Origin of the sequence: Pseudomonas sp. M47T1 (assembly GCF_000263855.1) — a bacterium.
In the GTDB taxonomy this organism is placed as follows: domain Bacteria; phylum Pseudomonadota; class Gammaproteobacteria; order Pseudomonadales; family Pseudomonadaceae; genus Aquipseudomonas.
The window spans coordinates 22,795-42,776 of sequence record NZ_AJWX01000005.1 but is presented as its reverse complement, the minus strand read 5'-3'; the positions used below and the strand labels follow the sequence as shown (position 1 = coordinate 42,776).

General features: G+C 65.2%; 15 protein-coding genes and 1 pseudogene. 5 read left to right on the top strand and 11 right to left on the bottom strand.

Features of this window, described 5'->3' with window-relative positions; genetic code table 11:
* Both PMM47T1_RS07665 and PMM47T1_RS07660 read right to left on the bottom strand, forming a co-directional pair.
* Positions 1-1,158, bottom strand: coding sequence for a lactonase family protein (locus tag PMM47T1_RS07665; RefSeq protein ID WP_008367364.1), 1,158 nt, complete (start codon positions 1,156-1,158; stop codon positions 1-3).
* A 178-nt stretch (positions 1,159-1,336) separates the two neighbouring features.
* Positions 1,337-2,320 carry an aldo/keto reductase gene (locus tag PMM47T1_RS07660; RefSeq protein ID WP_008367363.1) on the bottom strand — a complete coding sequence of 328 codons (984 nt, stop codon included), beginning with the start codon at positions 2,318-2,320 and terminating at the stop codon, positions 1,337-1,339.
* 168 nt (positions 2,321-2,488) lie between these two features.
* Here PMM47T1_RS07660 and aroA point away from each other — a divergent pair, with 168 nt between their 5' ends.
* Complete coding sequence (gene aroA, locus PMM47T1_RS07655) at positions 2,489-3,748, top strand: 3-phosphoshikimate 1-carboxyvinyltransferase (protein ID WP_008367361.1); 1,260 nt, start codon at positions 2,489-2,491, stop codon at positions 3,746-3,748.
* A gap of 1 nt (position 3,749) precedes the next feature.
* On the opposite strand, the gene PMM47T1_RS07650 is transcribed toward aroA, so the two are convergent.
* The 3 genes from PMM47T1_RS07650 to PMM47T1_RS07640 all read right to left on the bottom strand — a co-directional run bounded on the left by PMM47T1_RS07650 (position 3,750) and on the right by PMM47T1_RS07640 (position 6,825).
* Positions 3,750-4,202, bottom strand: a complete 453-nt coding sequence (locus tag PMM47T1_RS07650) for a DUF2214 family protein (protein ID WP_008367359.1) — start codon at positions 4,200-4,202, stop codon at positions 3,750-3,752.
* Positions 4,203-4,293: 91 nt separating this feature from the next.
* The gene (locus PMM47T1_RS07645) at positions 4,294-5,550 is read right to left on the bottom strand and encodes an MFS transporter (RefSeq protein ID WP_008367357.1); all 1,257 of its coding nucleotides are present in this window, start codon (positions 5,548-5,550) and stop codon (positions 4,294-4,296) included.
* Between the two features lie 108 nt (positions 5,551-5,658).
* A complete protein-coding gene (locus PMM47T1_RS07640; protein ID WP_008367355.1) occupies positions 5,659-6,825 on the bottom strand; it encodes an alpha/beta hydrolase in 1,167 nt (388 codons plus the stop codon).
* A gap of 281 nt (positions 6,826-7,106) precedes the next feature.
* On the opposite strand from PMM47T1_RS07640, the gene PMM47T1_RS07635 reads away from it, so the two are divergent.
* On the top strand, positions 7,107-7,643 hold the full coding sequence (locus PMM47T1_RS07635) for a DUF4174 domain-containing protein (RefSeq protein WP_008367354.1): 537 nt from the start codon (positions 7,107-7,109) through the stop codon (positions 7,641-7,643).
* Positions 7,644-7,766: 123 nt separating this feature from the next.
* Here the strand turns inward: PMM47T1_RS07635 and PMM47T1_RS07630 are convergent, their stop codons facing one another.
* Together PMM47T1_RS07630 and PMM47T1_RS07625 are read right to left on the bottom strand one after the other, a co-directional pair.
* The gene (locus tag PMM47T1_RS07630; RefSeq protein WP_008367352.1) at positions 7,767-8,831 is read right to left on the bottom strand and encodes an SDR family oxidoreductase; all 1,065 of its coding nucleotides are present in this window, start codon (positions 8,829-8,831) and stop codon (positions 7,767-7,769) included.
* 194 nt (positions 8,832-9,025) lie between these two features.
* Entirely contained in the window at positions 9,026-10,477 is a 1,452-nt protein-coding gene (locus tag PMM47T1_RS07625) for a SulP family inorganic anion transporter (protein WP_008367350.1), read from the bottom strand.
* 234 nt (positions 10,478-10,711) lie between these two features.
* On the opposite strand from PMM47T1_RS07625, the gene PMM47T1_RS07620 reads away from it, so the two are divergent.
* Positions 10,712-11,638, top strand: coding sequence for a Gfo/Idh/MocA family protein (locus PMM47T1_RS07620; protein ID WP_008367349.1), 927 nt, complete (start codon positions 10,712-10,714; stop codon positions 11,636-11,638).
* 79 nt (positions 11,639-11,717) lie between these two features.
* Positions 11,718-13,148, top strand: coding sequence for an NAD-dependent succinate-semialdehyde dehydrogenase (locus PMM47T1_RS07615; RefSeq protein ID WP_008367347.1), 1,431 nt, complete (start codon positions 11,718-11,720; stop codon positions 13,146-13,148).
* A gap of 18 nt (positions 13,149-13,166) precedes the next feature.
* Here PMM47T1_RS07615 and PMM47T1_RS07610 read toward each other — a convergent pair whose 3' ends face one another.
* The 3 genes from PMM47T1_RS07610 to PMM47T1_RS07600 all read right to left on the bottom strand — a co-directional run bounded on the left by PMM47T1_RS07610 (position 13,167) and on the right by PMM47T1_RS07600 (position 17,201).
* Positions 13,167-15,575 carry a TonB-dependent siderophore receptor gene (locus PMM47T1_RS07610; protein ID WP_008367346.1) on the bottom strand — a complete coding sequence of 803 codons (2,409 nt, stop codon included), beginning with the start codon at positions 15,573-15,575 and terminating at the stop codon, positions 13,167-13,169.
* A 67-nt stretch (positions 15,576-15,642) separates the two neighbouring features.
* Positions 15,643-16,656, bottom strand: coding sequence for a FecR family protein (locus PMM47T1_RS07605; RefSeq protein ID WP_008367344.1), 1,014 nt, complete (start codon positions 16,654-16,656; stop codon positions 15,643-15,645).
* Positions 16,653-17,201, bottom strand: coding sequence for an RNA polymerase sigma factor (locus tag PMM47T1_RS07600; protein ID WP_008367343.1), 549 nt, complete (start codon positions 17,199-17,201; stop codon positions 16,653-16,655). The genes PMM47T1_RS07605 and PMM47T1_RS07600 overlap by 4 nt, the downstream gene beginning before the upstream one ends.
* 72 nt (positions 17,202-17,273) lie before the next feature.
* Here PMM47T1_RS07600 and PMM47T1_RS07595 point away from each other — a divergent pair.
* Positions 17,274-17,993 (top strand): annotated as a pseudogene (locus tag PMM47T1_RS07595) (sigma 54-interacting transcriptional regulator); the annotation flags it as partial.
* A 63-nt stretch (positions 17,994-18,056) separates the two neighbouring features.
* On the opposite strand, the gene mqo reads toward PMM47T1_RS07595, so the two are convergent.
* A complete protein-coding gene (gene mqo, locus PMM47T1_RS07590; RefSeq protein WP_008367339.1) occupies positions 18,057-19,694 on the bottom strand; it encodes a malate dehydrogenase (quinone) in 1,638 nt (545 codons plus the stop codon).
* Positions 19,695-19,982: the final 288 nt, after the last annotated feature.

The following is a 19,982-nucleotide window of genomic DNA, read 5'->3' as shown; positions in this document are numbered from 1 at the left end:
CTACAGCGTGACGATTTCCACCCAGTTGGCGCCGTTGCCGGTGGGGTAACGGCCATTGAGGCTGAGGCCGCCGGTGGCCGGGTCGATGTTGAACACCGACAGTTGCGTGGACTTCTCGCCAGTACACACCAAATGGCGGCTGTCGGCGCTGATGGCAAAACCGCGCGGCTGTTTCTCGGTGGCGAAGGTACCCACCAGGCTCAGGGTGCCGTGGGCCTTGTCCACCTTGAACGCCGACAGCACGCTGCTGGTGCGCTCGCTGGTGTACAGGTAGTTGCCGTCCGGGGTCACGTGAATGTCGGCGGCCCAGATGTCCTGGCTGTTGTCGGCATGGGGCTGCATGGCCGGGGTGCTGACCCGCGACGGGCCGCGCGGGGCGCCGGGCTTCAGGCCATAGTCGGCCGGCAGGCTGCTGGCCACGGCCACCTGGCTCAGTTGGCCGCTCTTGGCGTCCAGGGCGTAGCTGATGACCTTGTCGTGCAACTCATCCAGTACGTACACGAAGCGGTTATCCGGGGCGAAGGCCATGTGGCGCGGGCCCAGGCCTGGGGGCGCAGCCAGATGGCCCGGGGTGTATGGCGTGACGGCGCCGTTGCGCGCATCGAAGTGATATTGCAGCACGCGCTCACCGCCCAGGTTGGCCACCAGCAAGGTCCGGTTGTCTTTGTCGATGCGCACAGAGTGGGCATTCTGCGCGGTCTTGAAGGTGTGCAGGGGCGCGTCGGCGACCTTGTCCTTGTCGACCTGGGTCACGGTCATGATGTCGTTGTCGTAGGACACGCCAAACAGGTAGTGGCCGGTCTGGTCCAGGGAAATATAGGCGTAGCTGTCGGCGGCCGGGCTTTCGCTGACCTGGGTCAGGTGACCGTCACCGGGGGCGATGCTGAAGGTCTGCACGCGGTAGGGTTGCGAGCGTACCGCCGCGTACAGGCGGCTGCGGTCAGGGCTGACGGCCAGGGGCATCACGTTCGGCCCCGCCTTGGCCACGGCGCCCGGAGTGAGCGCCCCGTTGGCGGCGTCCAACTGGTAGGTGGACACGGTGCCATCGGCGGCGTTGGAGACGTAGACGAAGGTAGAGGCCATGGTTACCTGACAGGACAGAGTGGCGAACAGGAGAGGGATGGCCCGGCGGGCCAGGCGTGGGAACGGCGAGGGCATGGGGTGACTCCTTGTTATTGTGCTCCCGAGGTTATCAGACGTCGTATGACGATTGCCAGCCATTGCACCCTATCCTGTAGCGGCTGGGGGTGGCCATTCGACGTCAGGCTGCGCTGGCCCCTGCGTACGCTGCACATCATCAGCCAGGCACAGGGCCACGTGGCTACAGGGTGGGCCGTCAGGTGAATCCCACTACCGCGTGAGGAATGTAGGGCGCCTGCAGCTGCTGGACTTCCTCAGGCTCCAGCTTCAATTCCAGTGCGGCCACCGCATCGATCAAATGCTCGGCTTTAGAGGCGCCCACCAGCGGCGCAGTCACCCCAGGCGCCTGCATCACCCACGCCAGCGCCACTTGGGCGCGAGGTACGCCACGGGCGGCGGCGATTTGCGATACGGCCTCCACAATCTGCCGGTCACTGCCCTCGGTGTGGGGCTGGTACAGGCTCTTGCCGTAGTCGTCGGTCTCGGTGCGCGCGGTGCTCTGGTTCCAGTCGCGGGTCAGGCGGCCACGGGCCAGCGGGCTCCAGGGCAGCACGGCAATGCCGGCGTCGCGGCACAGCGGCAGCATGTCGCGCTCTTCCTCGCGGTTGATCAGGTTCAAGTGGTTCTGCATCGACACAAACTTCGTCCAGCCATGGCGCTCGGACGTCGCCAGCGCCTTGGCGAACTGCCAGGCGTGCATGGACGAGGCGCCGATGTGCAGGGCCTTGCCGGCCTTGACCACGTCATGCAGTGCTTCAAGGGTTTCCTCGATGGGCGTTTCATAATCCCAGCGGTGAATCTGGTACAGGTCGACGTAGTCCGTGCCCAGGCGTCGCAGGCTGTTGTCGATCTCATTGAAGATGGCCTTGCGCGACAGGCCGCCCACGTTGGGCGCCGCACGCATGGGGAAGTACACCTTGGTGGCAATCACGATCTCATCGCGCTGGGCGTAGTCGCGCAGGGCACGGCCGACAATTTCCTCGCTGGTGCCGTCGGAGTAGCTGTTGGCGGTATCGAAGAAATTGATGCCCAGTTCCAGCGCCTGCTTGATCAACGGGCGGCTGGTCTGTTCGTCAAGGGTCCAGGGGTGTTTGCCGCGGTTGGGCACGCCGTAGGTCATGCAGCCCAATGCCAGGGGGGATACCTTGAGGCCGGTGTTGCCCAGGTTGACGGTGTTCATGCAGCGCTCCTGTGGTCGAAATGGTCCATTCAAGTCCCCAGCCTAGACGCCGTCGCGCACGGGGTGCAAGCAAAGGGCTGATCTGCTCGCGCAGAAATGGCATGATGGGGGTCTTTATTGCTGTGGTAGAACCGGCGGCAAGGTTTTCGAGTGGGGAGTGTTGAACAAATGGCTGCGCAACAAACAATCACGGTGATCCCGCCTGGCTTTGCCTTGAACGGACAGGTTTCGCCACCCGGGTCAAAATCGATCACCAACCGTGCGCTGCTGCTGGCGGCCCTGGCCAAGGGCACCAGCCGCCTGGATGGCGCGCTGAAAAGCGACGACACCCGACACATGTCCAATGCCCTGCGGCAGATGGGCGTGGTCATCGACGAGCCGGATGACACCACCTTCGTGGTCACCGGCAGCGGCCAGTTGCAGGTACCCAGCGAGCCACTGTTCCTGGGCAACGCCGGCACCGCCGTGCGCTTTCTCACCGCCGCGGTGGCCACGGTCAGCGGCGACGTGACCCTGGACGGCGACCACTACATGCAGAAGCGCCCCATCGGCCCGCTGCTGGCCGCGCTGCGCGCCGGCGGCATCGATGTGCACAGCGCCACTGGCTGCCCGCCGGTGCAGGTCAAGGGCCGCGGTGCCCTGCAAGCGTCGCGTTTCGAGATTGATGGCGGCCTGTCCAGCCAGTACGTCTCGGCGCTGCTGATGGTCGCGGCCTGCGGCACCACGCCGATCGATGTGGCCCTCACCGGCAAGGACATCGGTGCCCGTGGCTATGTCGACCTGACCCTGGCCTGCATGCGCGCCTTCGGTGCCCAGGTGGAACAACTGGACGATGTCACCTGGCGCGTGCAGCCCACCGGCTACGTGGCCGGCGACTACTTCATCGAGCCCGACGCGTCGGCCGCCACCTACCTGTGGGCGGCCCAGGCCCTCACCGGTGGCACCCTCGACCTGGGCGTGGCCGACGACGCGTTCACCCAGCCCGATGCCGAGGCCCAGGCCTACATCGCCCAGTTCCCGAAAATGCCGGCGGTGATCAACGGCTCGCAGATGCAGGACGCCATTCCCACCCTGGCCGTGCTGGCGGCCTTCAATGAGACGCCGGTGCGCTTCGTGGAACTGGCCAACCTGCGGGTGAAGGAGTGCGACCGCGTGGCCGCGCTGGACGACGGCCTGAATGCCATTCGCCCGGGCCTGTCCACCGTGGAAGGCGATGATTTGCTGGTGCATGCCGACCCGGCGCTGGCCGGCACCACTTGTGATGCATTGATCGACACCCACTCCGACCACCGCATCGCCATGTGCTTCGCCTTGGCCGGTCTCAAAGTTGCAGGCATCCGCATCCAAGACCCGCTGTGCGTGGGCAAGACCTACCCGCGCTACTGGGATGCGTTGGCGTCGCTGGGCGTGACCTACCACCACGGCTGAGTCAAAAGGTGCCAAAGCCCCGTGCCATCAGCGTGGCCAGCAGCGGCACCACGATCAGCAAGGCCAGCTCCAGGCGGATGATCATGGTCATGTGCCGCACGCTGGCCGCGCTGACGGTCGGCGCCACGCCGGCCTTCACGGCTGGGCGCCAGCCCAGAAAACGCACAGTGGGCACGACCGACAACAGGCCGATCAGCACGAACACTGCCACTTTGGCGTGAAAAAAACCGTTGTGCAGGTAATAGTCCGGCCCCTTGGCAAACCACAGCAGCCGCGCCAACCCCGTCAGCACGACCAGCCCCGCAACAATCCCGAACAGCAGATCCACGCGCATCAAGCTGCGCGCCTGGGCCACGGTGGGCTCGGGCTTGAGCAGCACGTGCTCGATGGACAGCAGGGCGAACAGGGTGAAAATCGACAGGTAATGCAGGTAGGCGGCAATGGCCTGGCTCATGGCGGCGTCTCCGGGTGGGCCCCTTCAATCGTAGCTGTTTCCCTGACTACAGAAACCGTGTTTAGCTACGGGGCTGCCATAGGGGCCAGGTTCATATCATCGTATCAATGCTGTGCCGTAACCGCCGGCCTTCAATCCATACCCGCAACCCGCGATACCTGATCAGGTAACGCACCGCCACCCCGGCCGCCAGGAAGCCCGACGCTGCGCCAATCCCCAGCGCCCAGCGCGGCCCGCAGATGTCCGCCACCCAGCCGACGATGGGCGCGCCCAGGGGCGTGCCGCCGATGGCAATGGCCAGGAATATGGCCATCACCCGCCCGCGCATGGCCGGGTCGGTGGACAACTGCACCGTGCTGTTGGCGGTAGTGGTAAAGGTTTGCGCGGAAATGCCCACGGCAGTCAGGGTCAGGCCGAACCACCAATAGCCGGGCATGAGCGCCGCCAACCCGGTACCCACGCCGAACAGCAGCGCACCCGCCAGCAGCACGCCGATCCGCGGCGTGGCACGGCTGGCCGACAGCAGCGCGCCGAGCACCGAGCCGATGGCCATGCACGACGTCAGCACGCCGTATTGGCTGGCGCCTTGGTGGAACACCGTGACCGACATGGTGGAGATGAAAATGGGGAAGTTCAGGCCAAAGGTGCCGATCAGGAAATACATCCACAGTACGGCCAGCAGGTCTGGGCGACTGCGCACGTAGGCGAACCCTGCGCGCAGGCTGCCGCGCCCGGTCTTGCTGCGCTGCAAGGTGCGCAGTTGGTCCAGGCGCAGGCAGCGCAACGACAACAGCACCGCGCCGAACGAGGCGGCATTGAGCAGGAACACCCAGCCACTGCCGATGGCGGCAATCAGCACGCCGGCCACGGCGGGGCCGATCATGCGCGCCGCGTTGAATGAGGTGGAGTTGAGCGCCACGGCGTTGGACAGGTCCTTGTCACCCACAAGCTCTGCGACGAAGGTCTGCCGGGCAATGGAGTCAAAGGCACTGACGCAGCCAAACAGGAAGGCGAAGACGTAGACGTGCCATAGCTGTACCACGCCGGTGAGGGTCAGTATCCCCAGGATCAGCGCCAGCAACCCGGACAACGCTTGCGTGGCCATGACCAGCCGGCGCCGGTCGAAGCGGTCTGCGGCGAGGCCCGTGAAGGGCATCAACAACAGATAGGGGCCGAACTGCAGGGCCATGACGATGCCCACGGCGGTGGCGCTTTCGTGGGTCAGTTGTACCAGGACGAGCCAGTCCTGGGCCGTGCGCTGCATCCAGGTGCCGATGTTGGAGATCAGCGCGCCACCGGCCCAGACGCGATAGTTATAGTTATGCAGCGAGCGGAAGGTGCCTTTCACTAACCGGGTTCCCGAAGTCTGAGCGGAGGACAGGAAGCGTCAGGTAAACCGTTAGCTTCCTACCTTCGATCTTCGGTGCGCCGGCTTCTGGCTGTCAAGCGACGAGGTTCATTGCACCGTGGCGGGCTTGTGTTCCAGGCGGCCCACCGGGCCCAGCCACTGGCCGGCTTGCTGGTCCAGCCACTGCTGTGCGGCGGGGGCGTGCTTGATAGTTGCGTCCAGCCAGGCCGTGCTGACGGCTGCCACGCTGGCGGCCTGGCGACGGTCTACGCCCAGGTCCATGGGCTTGCCGGCGCTGCGGCCTTCTCCGCCCGGGCCACCACCGCCAGGGCCGCCACCTTCGGGGCCGCCGCCATGATGGCGTTCGCCCTTGGCCTGGCCAGGCTTGCCGCCCTCGGCGTGAGCCACGGTACCAGACAGGTCCTTGTGGCTGGCGTCCTGCAGGCGCAACTGATAGGCGCCGTGCCCGCCCAGGCCGTCAAAGAAGGCAAAGCGTTGTTGAGCGCTGGCCACCCAACTGAACGGGTCTTCGTCCAGCGGCCCGGTCACCGACAGCACGGGGGTGTCGACCTGGGCAAAACGCGCAGGGTCGGCACCGGCGGCCACGTAAGGGCTGAGGACAATCACACCCATCGGGCGCCACTCGGTCAGGCGTACTTGCCCGGGGTCGCGCTCGCCGGCCAGGGCCGCAGCGGTCTGCGCGCCCAGGTCGTACCCGGCCACCACCGTGTGCTGCACGTCTACGGCACTGAAACCGGCTTCGCCAGCCAGGCCGCGACGACGCACTTCGGCCAATACCGTGACCACTTCAGCCGCGCGGTCCTGTAGCGCTGCGTTGGCGTAGCTGTTGGCGGCGATGCCGCGGAAGGCACCGGCCTGGGCATCGGCAGACTTATAGACCGACGAGTCGTAACGCGTCGGTTGCACGGTCAGCACCGCGTAGCCGGCATTGGCCCAGCTCTGACGCCACAGTTGGCCGGCGCTGTCGTCTTCACCCAGGCCAGGCAGGTACACCACCAGCGGTACGTTCTTGTGGCCGGCCGGCACCAGCAGCGACAGGTTCACCTGATGGGTGCCCCACGCCCAGCGGGTAGCCCAGCCATCGAGCTTGTTGGACTGGCCAGGGTTGTAGGCGGTCTTCAGGTATTCCTGCAACGACACCATGCCATCATCGTCGGCAGGCGGCGCGCCGGCGCAGGCGGCAAGGGAGGCAAGGGCTACGCCCAGGGCCAGGGGGCGTACGAGGCGTGAAAGTGAAAAAGGCAGCAATGACATGACGGCTCTGCTTTGACAGGAAACGAAAGCGCCGATTATGCAGAAGCGCCGGGCTGAATGGGGAGATAGCGCGGTAAACGCTGGGTAAAGATTTGATACATAAGCATTCGCATCCGGATACATTCGTGGTGAGATCGTGTGGTGTTGCGAGTTGCGTGTGCGGCAAGGTCGCCTAAGCTTCAACGCAGCAAGATGAAAAAACTTACAAATTCAACGCCATAAGCCGGACCTTTCGCCCTGTCCCGTAGTCTTTAGGGCGTCAATTTGAAATGGAGGTGTACATGCTCATTCGGTCTCTGGCTCTCGCTGCCCTCGTTGCGGTGGCTGGCCCTGTGCTGGCAGCCGACAGTGACTCGCCGCTGGCCCAGGAGCAGGGCAAGACCCGCCCCTTGATCATCATCGCGCGCAGCTCGGTGGACCCCACCCTGGTGCACCTGAAGGATGCCCTGAAGGAGCCGGCCAACCAGCAGGCGTTCGCCCAGCGCGGCCTGGTGCTCTATACCATCGTCAACACCATTGGCCAGCGTGATGGCAAGAACCTCGACCCCCAGGCCACCATGGCGTTGATCCGCAGCCTGAGCCTGGGCGCCGGCGAGCTGCCGAAAACCATCCTGGTGGGCAAGGACGGCGGCAAGAAACTGGAGAAAAGCGGGCCTATCGAGCTTAAGGAAGTGTTCGACGCCGTAGACGCCATGCCCATGGCCGAGAAAGAAGCCGCCGCGCCAGCACCGGCAACACCGGAACCGGCCGGCAAGCCGGCCAAGGGAGCGAAAGCCGGCAAGGCCGCGCCCGCCGCGCCCCAGTCGCTGGACGACTGACCGCGTTGCGTGCCCCCCGTAGCTGCCGCCAGGTTGCGAAAAGGTCCGCAGTATCTTCAGCGGTGTGCCGTCGATCGCGGGCGCGCGGTGCGCGCCTTCGCATGACGGCAGCTGCGGCCGCCTTCACGGAATCAGGCGTTCGGCGCGCAGCTGGGCGAACACGTCGAAGAAAGCCTGGTCGCTGGCCTGGAAATCCACGAAGCCCAGGCGTCGGCTCTTGGACATGTCGGTCACCACTTCGATAGGCCGGCCCAGGTCGGCGTCGGTGTGCCACGGCGAGATCAGCCGCTGGATATCACGCTCCACCAGCCCATGTTCGGCAGCCAGTTGGCTCCACACCGCCTGGTCATCGGCCATCTGCGCAGCCAGCGGCATCGGCTGTTCGGGGAACGGCGCCGCTTGCAGGCCAAACCACTCGGCCAACCGTGGCCACATCCAGTTCCAGCGGAACACATCGCCATTGGTGACGTTGAACGCCTCGTTGGCCGCGGCCGGCGTGATGGCCGCCCACAGCAGTTGCCGGGCCAGAATGCGCGCATCAGTCATGTCGGTCAGGCTGTCCCATTGCACCCGCGAACCGGGAAACACGAACGGCCGTCCCGTGGCCTTGCACACGCTGGCGTACACCGCCAAGGTGGTGGCCATGTTCATGGCGTTGCCCACCGCCACGCCGGTAACAGTGTGCGGGCGGTGCACGCTCCAGCTGAAGTGGTCACGCTGGGCCGCGGCGAACACTTCGTCTTCCTGGGCGTAGTAGAAATTCTCCACGTCCAGGCGGCCCTGGGTTTCACGGAAGGGGGTTTGCGGCAGGCTCCCCTGGCCATAGGCCTCGAATGGCCCCAGGTAGTGCTTGAGGCCGGTCACCAGCGCCACGTGGCGCAGGCTGTGGGCACCGCGCAGGGCATCCAGCACATTGCGTACCATGGCGGCGTTGACGCGAATGTTCTCGGCCTCACTGGCCTGACGCGACCAGGTGGTGATGAACAGATGGGTAGGCGCCAGGCCGGCCAGGGCACTGGCCAGGGCGGCCGGGTCCTGAAGGTCGGCGGCCACCGGGATGATCCCCGCGGCGAGGTCCGGGCGACGAGACAACCCGGCCACCTTCCAGTTAGTGTGCTCGGCCAGCACCCGGGTAAGGGCGCTGCCAACGATACCGCTGGCACCGACTACCAATGCGATTTCAGTCATGTCTGCCTCTTTACAACAAATGTTGTAACACCTTAACGGCAGATGGCCTCTGTTCCAACCCGAAAGGCTGCACCTGTGGGCGCTGGCGCCAGGCCGCAGGCTGCGAGGGCGCGCACAGCGTGCTTGCGATCGACGCAACATCGCCGAACATCCTGCGGACATGTTCGCAGCCTGACGTCAGCTCCTGCGAGGGGTCAATTCACGATCACTGCGGCGCCGGCACGTTGCAGCAGGCGCTGGTTGCGCTCCGACAACTGCTCCAGCGCAAACCCCTTCCCGGCTTTTTCATAGCGTGATGCCAAGGCTTCAAGGGCGGCGATGGCCGAATGGTCGGCCATGTGCAGGTGACGGCAATCCACCACCACCTCGTCCGGGTCGTTGCGCGGGTCGAACAGCGCCTGGAAGTGCGTAGTGGACGCGAAGAACAGCGTGCCATGCGGCGTGTAACGCTTACGTCCGGGCTGGCTGTCGTCGGCGTCGGCACGGATTTCCCGCGCGTGCTGCCAGGCAAACGCCAGGGCGGCGATGAGGATGCCGCACAGCACGGCCGTGGCCAGGTCGGTGAACACGGTGATCACGGTCACCGCAACGATCACCACGGCGTCCTGGCGCGGCACCTTGCCCAGCACCCGCAACGAGCCCCAGGCAAACGTCTGTTGGGCCACCACAAACATCACGCCGGCCAGGGCAGCCAGCGGGATACGCTCGATCAGCGGCGACAGGAACAGGATGAACAACAGCACCATGATGCCGCTGACCACGCCCGACAGCCGCCCGCGTCCCCCGGAGCTTAGGTTGATCACGGTCTGGCCGATCATGGCGCAGCCGCCCATGCCGCCGAACAGCCCGGAGGCTACGTTGGCCACGCCCAGGGCCACGCACTCGCGGTTAGGCTGGCCACGCGTCTCGGTCAGCTCGTCGGTAAGGTTGAACGTGAGCAGGGTTTCCAGCAGCCCCACCATGGCCATCAGGATCGCGTAGGGGGCAATCACTTTCAGGGTGTCCAGGTTCAGCGGCACGCTGGGCCAATGCAGGCTCGGCAGGCCGCCGGCGATGTGGGCCATGTCACTCAGGGTTCGGGTGGGCAGGCCCAGCACATACACCAGCAGGCTCACGCCAATGATCGCCACCAGCGCCGGCGGCACTGTGCGGGTCAGGCGCGGCAGCAGGTAGACGGTGGCCATGGTCAGGGCCACCAGGCCCAGCATCACCGCCAGCGCCGAACCTTGCAGCCATTGGCTGCCGATCTTGAAATGCTCCAGCTGGGACAAGGCAATGATGATCGCCAGGCCGTTGACGAACCCCAGCATCACGGGGTGCGGCACCATGCGAATCAGCTTGCCCAGGCGCAGCAGGCCAAACAGCACCATGATCACACCGCTGAGCACCACGGTGGCCAGCAGGTACTGCACGCCGTGTTGCACCACCAGCGCCACGATCACCACGGCCATGGAACCGGCGGCACCGGAGATCATGGCCGGGCGGCCGCCGAACAGGGCGGTCAGGGTGCAGATGATGAACGCGCCGTACAGGCCCATCAACGGGTTGACCTGGGCCACCAGGGCGAAGGCGATGCACTCGGGCACCAGGGCGAAGGAGGAGGTCAGCCCGGCCAGGACGTTGCTGCGAAGTGAAGACAGTGACATGGGGTTCCTTGTGAACGACAGCGCCCCCCACGGCACGGTCGAGCACGCTCGGCCATGCCGTGTTGGCAGGGGGGGAGGAAAAAGGTGATGGCCAGTTTAAAGAAAAATGGACCGTATCGACCACTTGTTTTCACGGTTGGCAGTTGTCGTACCTCACCCGCAATCGTTTAGACTCAGCGCCGACATGCCTCGCTTCCTGAAAAAACAACAATCCCCCGCAACAGGAGTCGCACCATGGAGCACCTTTCACTGGGCCTGGTCGGTTATGGCAAAATCGCCCAGGACCAGCACCTGCCGGCGATTCTCGGCAGCCCGGCCTTCAGGCTGCAAGCGGTGGCCACCCTGGGCCAGCCGTGCCCCGACGTGGCCAATTTCAACAGCTTGACAGCGTTGCTTGGCGAAGGCCCGGCGGTCCATGCGCTGTCGTTCTGCACCCCGCCCCAGGGCCGCTATGGCCAAGTGCGGCAAGCGCTGCTGGCGGGCAAGCACGTGCTGGTGGAAAAACCGCCATGTGCCAGCCTGGGCGAGGCCATGGCCCTGGTGGACCTGGCCGCCGAACAAGGCGTGACTTGCCTTTTTGCCTGGCATTCGCGCTTTGCCCCGGCTGTGGCGCCGGCGCGCCAATGGCTGCAAGGCCGCACCCTGCGCAGCGTGGCCATTACCTGGAAGGAAGACGTGCGCAAATGGCACCCCGGCCAGGCGTGGATCTGGCAGGCAGGCGGGCAGGGCGTGTTCGACCCGGGCATCAATGCCTTGTCCATCGCCACCGCGCTGCTGCCGCAGCCGCTGTTCGTCACCGTCGCCGAGCTGGACGTGCCGGCCAACCACCAGGCACCCATTGCCGCGAGGCTGAGCATGACCGATGCCCAGGGCCTGCCGGTGACTGCTGATTTTGACTGGGACCACACGCAGCCGGACATCTGGCGCATCGTGGTGGAAACCGACAACGGCGTGCTGCGCCTGGAGCAGGGCGGCGGCGCGCTGTTTATCGACGACGTGGCGCAGCCATTGGCGGCCGAGGCTGAATACCCTTCGCTGTACCAGCATTTTGCCCAACTGATCGAGCGCCGCGTCAGCGACGCCGACCTGCAACCGCTGCGCCTGGTGGCCGACGCCTTCATGGCCGGCAGCCGCAACCGGGTCGACGAATTTCACGACTGACCCTGGCGCGCCATGGGTTGTCACAGCATTCATACCTGTTAGGGTAGAAACATTCGTTCACGAAAATGGGGAGCCACCTATGTACCCGCAAGTGCAGCTGTTTATCAACGGTCAATGGCAAGACGCCGCGGACGGGCGCAGCATCCCGGTGCTCAACCCGGCTGATGGTGAAACCATCGGCAGCGTGGCCCACGCCGCCATCGCCGACCTGGACCAGGCCCTGGCGGCCGCGCAGCAGGGCTTCGAGGCCTGGCGCAAAGTCAGTGCCTTCGACCGTTACAAGATCATGCGCAAGGCCGGCGAGCTGATGCGCGAGCGCGCCGACCACATCGCCCGGCTGATGACCCTGGAGCAGGGCAAGCCCCTGGCCGAGGCCCGTGCGGAAACCCTGGCTGCCGCCGACATCATCGACTGGCTGGCCGAAGAAGGCCGTCGCACCTATGGCCGCATCGTGCCGTCGCGGGTGCAGGGCATCGAGCAACGCGTCATCAGCGAACCCGTGGGCCCGGTGGCTGCTTTCACGCCGTGGAACTTCCCCCTCAACCAGGTGGTACGCAAGCTGTCCTCGGCGTTGGCTGCCGGTTGCTCGATCATTGTCAAGGCACCGGAAGAAACCCCGGCTTCGCCAGCCGAACTGATTCGTGCCTTCGCCGACGCCGGCGTGCCGGCGGGCGTGATTGGCCTGGTGTATGGCGTGCCGGCGGATATTTCCGCCTACCTGATCCCGCACCCGGTGATCCGCAAGGTGACCTTCACCGGCTCCACGCCAGTGGGCAAGCAACTGGCGGCCATGGCCGGCCTGCACATGAAGCCGGCAACCATGGAACTGGGCGGGCATGCCCCGGCCATCGTCTTTGCCGACGCCGACGTGGAAAAAGCGGTGCAATTGCTGGTGGCCTCCAAGTTCCGCAACGCGGGGCAGGTGTGCGTATCGCCCACGCGCTTCCTGGTGCAGCGCGAGGTGTTTGAAACCTTCCTCACCCGCTTCGTCGAGCTGGCTGGCAAGATCAAGGTCGGCAATGGCCTGGAGGAGGGCGTGAGCATGGGCCCACTGGCCAACGAGCGCCGTGCACCGGCCTTGCAGGCCCTGGTGGATGACGCGCGCAGCAAGGGCGCTACCGTGCACCTGGGCGGCGCGGCCATCGCTGGGCCTGGCTACTTCTTCGCGCCCACCGTCATCAGCGGCCTGAACACCGGCATGCGCCTGATGAACGAAGAACCGTTCGGCCCGGTGGCGCTGATCGTGCCGTTCGACACCGTCGACGATGCCATTACCGAGGCCAACCGCCTGCCGTACGGCCTGGCGGCCTATGCCTTCACCAGCACCTCGAAGACCGCCCAGGCCCTGAGCGACCGAGTAGAAGCGGGCATGCTCTCGATCAACCACTTGGGGATAGGCCTGCCGGAAATTCCGTTTGGCGGCATCAAGGACTCGGGCCATGGTTCGGAAGGCGGCACCGAGGCCATCGAGGCGTACCTGGTGACCAAGCTGGTCACCCACCTGGGCTGATCAGGTCATGCACAGAGCCTAGAACGACACGCTGGTGCTCAGCACCCACTGGCGCGGGTCGCCCACGGCGACCACGTACTGGCTGACCGCCGATGGGTAGTAATGGCGGTCGAACAGGTTGTTGACGTTCAGTTGCACACGCAGGCCATGGTCGCCCAGGTGGGTGTCGTAGCGGGCGAACGCGTCGGTCACGGTGTAGGCCGGCAGTTGGAAGCTGTTGGCCGGGTCACCGGCGCGCTCACCTACATAGCGCGGGCCTGCGCCGATGTGCAGGCGGTCACCACCCAGGACTTCACCCAGGTCGTGGCTCAGGTACAGCGAGCCACTCTGGCGTGGCGCGTTCTGCAACGGCTTGCCTTGCAGTTCCGGGTCGCGGGTGACCCAGGCGTCGGTGAAGGCATAGGCGGCCATCAATTCCCATCCGGGGGCCAGGTTGCCGCTGGCTTCCACCTCGATACCCCGTGAACGCACGGCACCGGCATTGCGGCTCACAGGCAGGTCGTCGACGGTTTCACTGACCAGCACATTGCGCTTGTGAATGTCATACAGCGCCATGCTGGCCGACAGGCCATCGGCTTGCTCATATTTCAACCCGGTTTCCCAGGCCCTGGCCTGTTCGGGCTTGATGCTGGAGTCAATGATCTGTTCGCTGGCGGCGTTCAACGGCGCGATGCTGGAGTTGGGCTTGAACGACTCGCTGTAGCTGGCGTACCACGACCAATCGGGCGCGAAACGGTAAACCAGCCCGGCACTGGGCACCCACGCGGTGCCGTTGATGTCGGTATTGGCATGGAACGGGCGGCCGCGCCCGGCGTACTGGTCGTAACTGAGCAGGCGCGCGCCCAGCACGGCAATCCACTGATCGTTCAGGTGCACGGCGTCGCGCAGGTACAGCGCGGTGGTGCGCAGGCGGTCCGATTGGTCGCTGGCGCTGGCCGAGACGCTGGTGGGTGCCACTTCCTGGCCGTACACCGGGTTGCTGTAGCTGAAAGTAGTCAGGCTGTTCTGGCGCAACAGGTCACCGCGAAAATACAGCCTGTGTTCTTCGCTCACACCCACCAGCACTTCATGCTCAAGCCCCAGCCACTGGGGCGTGCCGGCCAGTTCCAGTTCGCCCTGCTGGGCCCGGCTCACCGAGCCCAGGGTGCCATCCATGCTGCGGGTGAGGGTCCCGGCCGCAGGGTTCACGGCGGTGATGCGCACCTGATAGGCATCGTAGGTTTCTTCGTTGTAGCTGTAGGCGCCGCGGGCCTCCCAGCCGTCACCCAACGGATGCTTGTAGCTCAGGCGGGCCAATTCAGACCGACCGGTCATATCGTTGAAGGGCTCGTCCAGGCGCTGGGTGTAGGGAATGGCCAGCGGGTGGCCAGTGTCGGGGTTGATGGCGGTGCCACGATCGAAGGGGGTGACAAAGGTGCGGTGCTCGTAGGCCAGTTGCACCTCATCCTGTTCGCCATACCAGGCCAAAGACGGCGCCACCAGCGTTTCGCGGTGCACACCGTAGTTGCGCCAGTAGTCCTCGTCCTGATGGTTGATGATCATCCGGTAGGCCAGGCCGTTGGTACCCAGGGGGCCGGTGCTGTCCAGGGTCACGTCGCTGCCGTCCCGCCCGTGGGTGTAGCCTGACACCTGGCTTTGCAGTTCGTTGTGGGCGGTGAGTTGCGGGGTCTTGGTCACCACGTTGATCACCCCGCCCGGGTCCTGGATGCCATACAACAGGGCAGCGGGGCCCTTGAGCACTTCGACGCTGTCGGTGGTGGCGTTGAAGTTGCGGCCCTGCACCATGGGCATGCCGTCGCGCAGGATCGAGCCGTCACGGTTATCACCGAAGCCGCGCTTGATCAGCGTGTCCTGGGTGCTGCCCAGGGTGTTGCCCTGGGTCAGGCCGCTGACATTGCGCAGGGCATCGTCCAGGTTGCGCGGCTGCTGGTCGCGCAGCACCGCGTTATTGACCCGGCTGATGGACAGCGGTTGCTCCAGCCACGGCGATGAGCTGCGGTTGACCCGGGCCACGGCTGCGGGTTGGTAGCGTCCCGGGCGCTCGCTGTCGATGTTCAGGGGTTGCAGCAGAATCTTTGCGTCGTTGCCGGGCAACGCCGTCAGCGCCAGGGTCTTGTCATCGGTGCGGCGGAAACTCAGGGCCGAGCCGGCCAGCAAGCGGCCCAGCGCCTGCTCCACGGTGAGTTGACCGGCGAGGGCGGGGGCCTGCAGTTGATAGGGTGCATCGTCGGCGTAGACGATGTTTTGCCCGGTCAGGCGGCTGAGCGCGGCCAAGGCATCGGGCAAGGGCTGTGGCTTGAGCGCGAAGCTGTAGCGCGGCGCGGTGGCCACCGCGGGTGCCGCGTCGCTGGCCCGTGCCGTGGACGGCAGGGCCAGGGTGCCGCTCAGTGCTGCTGCCAGCAAGGAAAGTCGCAACCGGCAGCGCATTGAACATAGGCTCTTGGCTAGGGGTTAAAGATGCGAATATATCTCATTATCTTTAATTGTGCACCCGTCATCGAATGATCAGGGTGCCTCCCGGCAGGCGTTGCTGCGAGTACCCCAGCACGCCCTGGAAGGCATTGAGCATGGCGTTCGGGTCATTGCTGGCGAAGTCGCCACTGACCAGGCGGTGGCCCAGTTCAGTGTTGAGCAGCACGATCCGTCCCGGGTAATAACGCTGGACCACGGCCAAGGCATCGGCCAGTGGCTGGCGGCGGAAACTCAGTTGCCCCTGGCGCCAGCCGAAGGCCTGCTGCGGGTTGACAGCCTGCAGTGCCTCGGCCTGCCCCTTGTGGTAGTCCACGCGCTGTGAGGCGGTGAGCAGTACCGCGGTGGTGTTGGCGGCCGGTTTGACCGCCACCTTGCCTTCTTCCACCGTGACCTGGGTGCCAGTGGCCTGGCGCCGCACTTCAAAGTGGGTGCCCAGCACGCGCACTTCGCCGTTGCCGGCGTGCACCACGAAGGGCTGGCCGTTGTGGCTGACGTGAAAATACGCGGCGCCTCGGCGCAGGCGCACGTCGCGGCCCTGGTCGGTGAGCGTCACGTCGATGGCGCTGTCACCGTCCAGTTGCACCTCGCTGCCGTCGGCCAGGGTCAGGCTTCGCAGTTGCCCGGGGGCGCTGGCGTAGTCGGCTTGCAGATCGTCCAGCCAGCGCTCCGGTTGCCACATCAGCGCCAGCACGCCGGCCAGTGCCACGGTGGCGGCCACGGCCAGGCCGGTTGCGCGGGCGCGGCCCCGGCGGCGCGGAGCCTTGGCGCGGCGCAGCAGCGCTTGCAAGGTGGCGTCTTCTTCACGGGCCAGTTGCGCCGCGCCCGGGCCGGTGAGGTGCCACAGGCGGCGGGCGCTACCATAGGCTTGGCCGTTGGCCGGGTCTTGGGCCAGCCAGCGCTGCAGTTCCTGCTGGTCGATAGCGGGCAGGCGCGCCTCGTCCAGGCCCGGGTTGCCGGGCTCGGCGGCCAGCCGGGTCACCCACAGCAGGGCGATGTCCTCGCGGGTGTGGCGGGAAGGGGGGCTGACCAGGTTCATTGTCTTGGCTTCACGGTAGGGGCATCGACGCTACTCTTGCAGGCTTGCAAGGCGCGCATCATATGTTTTTCCACGGCGCTGGCGGAAATATCCAGGGCGCGGGCGATGTCGCTGTAGCTCTGGCCATGGATGCGGTTGAGCAGGAACACATGGCGGGTGCGCTCGGGCAGCGCGCGCAAGGCAGCGTCCACCTGATGCAGTTCATGCTCGGCCTGGTGGCCGTCCTCCAAAAGTGTGGGGGCGCCCACCAACTGTTCGGGCAACAGTGCGGTCTCGGTGCGCAGGCGGCTGCGTTGGCTGCGGATATGATCGATGGCCAGGTTGCGTGCGCTGCGCATCATGTACTGGCTCATGTCCTGCACCTGCACGTCCTTGCGCCGCCACAGGCGGATGAACAGTTCCTGGCACAGGTCGGCCGCCGTGGCCCGGCAGGCCACCCATCGGCTCAGTTGCTTCTCCACGCGCCCTTGCTGCTGCAGGAAGGCCTGCAACACATCCTGGGGGCCGGACGACTCATCGGGCTCGGAAAAAGGGGGCTTGGACATGGGGGAGCGCAGCGGCCATGGGGAAACGCGCATGATAAGCGCTTGCGATGGCAAGCGCCATGGCCGCTGCCGCAAGGCCACAACAGTGGCTCGGCCCGGGGCGGTGCGGCGGGCAAGTTCGAGTTGGCCGATGGCGGCACCATCTTTCTCGACGAGATCGGTGACATGGCCTTTGATGCCCAGGTCAGTCTGCTCCGCGTGTTGCAGGAAGGCGAAGTGACGCGGGTCGGCGCGCGCAGATCCCAGCGGGTGGATGTGCGCATCATCGCGGCCACTCATCGAAACCTGGCGCAGGCGGTGGCCGATGGCGGCTTTCGCGAAGACCTTTACTATCGCCTCAACGTGCTGAGCCTGAGCGTGCCGCCGTTGCGCATGCGCCGCGAAGACATCGGACCGCTGGCGCGGCACTTTGTCTTGCGCTGCGCTCGCAGCCTGCGAAAGCCGGTACGCGACCTGACCCCGGCGGCGCTGGAGCGATTGCTGGAGCACCCGTGGCCGGGCAATGTCCGCGAATTGGAAAACACCATCGAGCGGGCGGTGAACGTGGCCAGCGGCGAGTGGTTGCAGCCGCAGGATCTACCGTTGGAGTTGATCGTGGGCAGTCGCCCGGTGGCGCTGGAGGCACCCACGGATTTGCGCGGTCATGAGCGGCAGGCCATCGAGGCGGCCCTGCGGGGGACGGCAGGCAATATTCGCCTGGCGGCACAGCAGTTGAAAGTGTCGCGGGGAGGGTTGTACGTGAAGATGGGGCGGTTGGGGATCAGTGTCGATGCCTTCCGCCTCCCGCCCTGATCGACCTGGCGGGCGCCAAGGTCGATGCAGGAGCGGACACGGTCCGCTCCTGCAGGGGGTTGCTTACAGCGCCATGTCGGCCGCCGGGTTGCTGGCCGGCTTGACGGCCGGTGCAGCTTGCGGGGCGGCCGTCACGTCGATCACCGGCGGCTTGGTCAGCTGCAGGACTTCAGCGGTGTAGTCCCACTCCTGCTGGACGCGCGCTGGCGAATCGTTGAGCTTGGTACCGTAGCTCGGCACGATCTGGTGCATCTTCGCCTGCCAGGCAGGGGTGGCAACCTTGTCCTTGAAGACCTTTTCCAGCACATCGATCATGATAGGCGGAGCGGTCGAGGCACCTGGCGACGCGCCCAGCAGGCCGGCGATAGAGCGGTCCTGGGAGTACACAACCTCGGTACCCAGCTTCAGTACACCGCCTTTTTCGGCATCACGCTTGATGATCTGCACGCGCTGGCCGGCTTGCCACAGGCGCCAGTCTTCTTTCTTGGCGTGCGGGAAGTATTCTTTCAGGGCGTTGAAGCGGTCGTCATCCGACATCATCAACTGGCCTGCCAGGTACTCGATCAGCGGGTACTGCTCGACGCCTACCTTGGTCATCGGCCACACGTTGTGGGTGGTGGTGGTCGACAGCAGGTCGAGGTAGGAGCCTTGCTTGAGGAACTTGGTGGAGAAGGTTGCGAATGGCCCGAACAGGATCACGCGCTTGCCGTCCAGCACACGGGTGTCCAGGTGCGGTACGGACATGGGCGGTGCGCCAGTCGAGGCGATGCCGTAAGCCTTGGCCATGTGTTGCATGGCGATGTCCTGGTTATCGGTGACCAGGAACGAGCCACCGACCGGGAAACCGGCGTAATCGCGAGCCTCGGGAATGTCGGCTTTCTGCAGCAGCTTCAACGCACCGCCGCCAGCACCGATGAACACGAACTTCGCGTCAGTGGCGTGGGTGGTGCCGTCTTTCAGGTTTTTGTACTCGACGTGCCAGCCGCCGTCTTTGTTGCGGGTGATCTCTTCGACTTCGCTCGACAACTTCAGGTTGAAGTTAGGGCTGGTCTGCAAGGCGGCAACGTACTGGCGAGTCACTTCACCCCAGTTGGCGTCGGTGCCGAGCGGTGTCCAGGTGGCGGCGATTTTCTGGTTGGGATCACGCCCTTCCATCATCAGTGGAACCCACTGCTTGATCTGCGCCTGATCTTCGCTGTACTGCATGCCGGCGAACAACGGGCTGTGCTGCAATGCCTCGTAGCGGGCCTTGAGGAACTTGACGTTATCGTCGCCCCACATGAAGCTCATGTGCGGGGTGGAGTTGATGAACGAATGCGGGTTCTTCAGCACGCCCGAACGGACCTGCCAGGCCAGGAACTGACGGGTTACCTGGAACGCCTCGTTGATCTCGATGGCCTTGCCGATTTCGATCTTGCCGTCTTTGCCATACGGGGTGTAGTTGGACTCGGCCAGGGCCGAATGGCCGGTACCGGCGTTGTTCCAGCCGTTGGAGCTTTCTTCGGCCACAGCGTCCAGGCGCTCGACCATCTGCATCGACCAGCCCGGCTCCAGCTCGTTGAGCCACACGCCCAGGGTGGCACTCATGATGCCGCCGCCCACCAGCAGTACGTCGACGTTCTGGGGCTCTTCGCCATGGGCAGGCATGAGCGTCGTGGACAATGCCAGACCCAGCAGTGCCTTGTTCACTTTCTTAAACATCGGTTACCCCTGTATTTAAAAAACTCAATCCGCCTCCCGCTCTTGGGCGAGTCTGCGTAAAACACCGCACGCACGGTGACATGCCATGAGTTACCGAACTCGAAAGTACGGGGCAGTGAGTACTGGAAAAGATAGTCAGCTATCTATTCCGTAGTCATGTCCCTCCGGAGCCGATTTATTGTTAATTATTGGCGACAGCTACTAGGGGGCACTCTTTATGAACGACCAAGCGGCGCCTGGCGGCGCGGTTACTGCTTTCTAGATGGCTAGAAATATATTGCGGGTTGC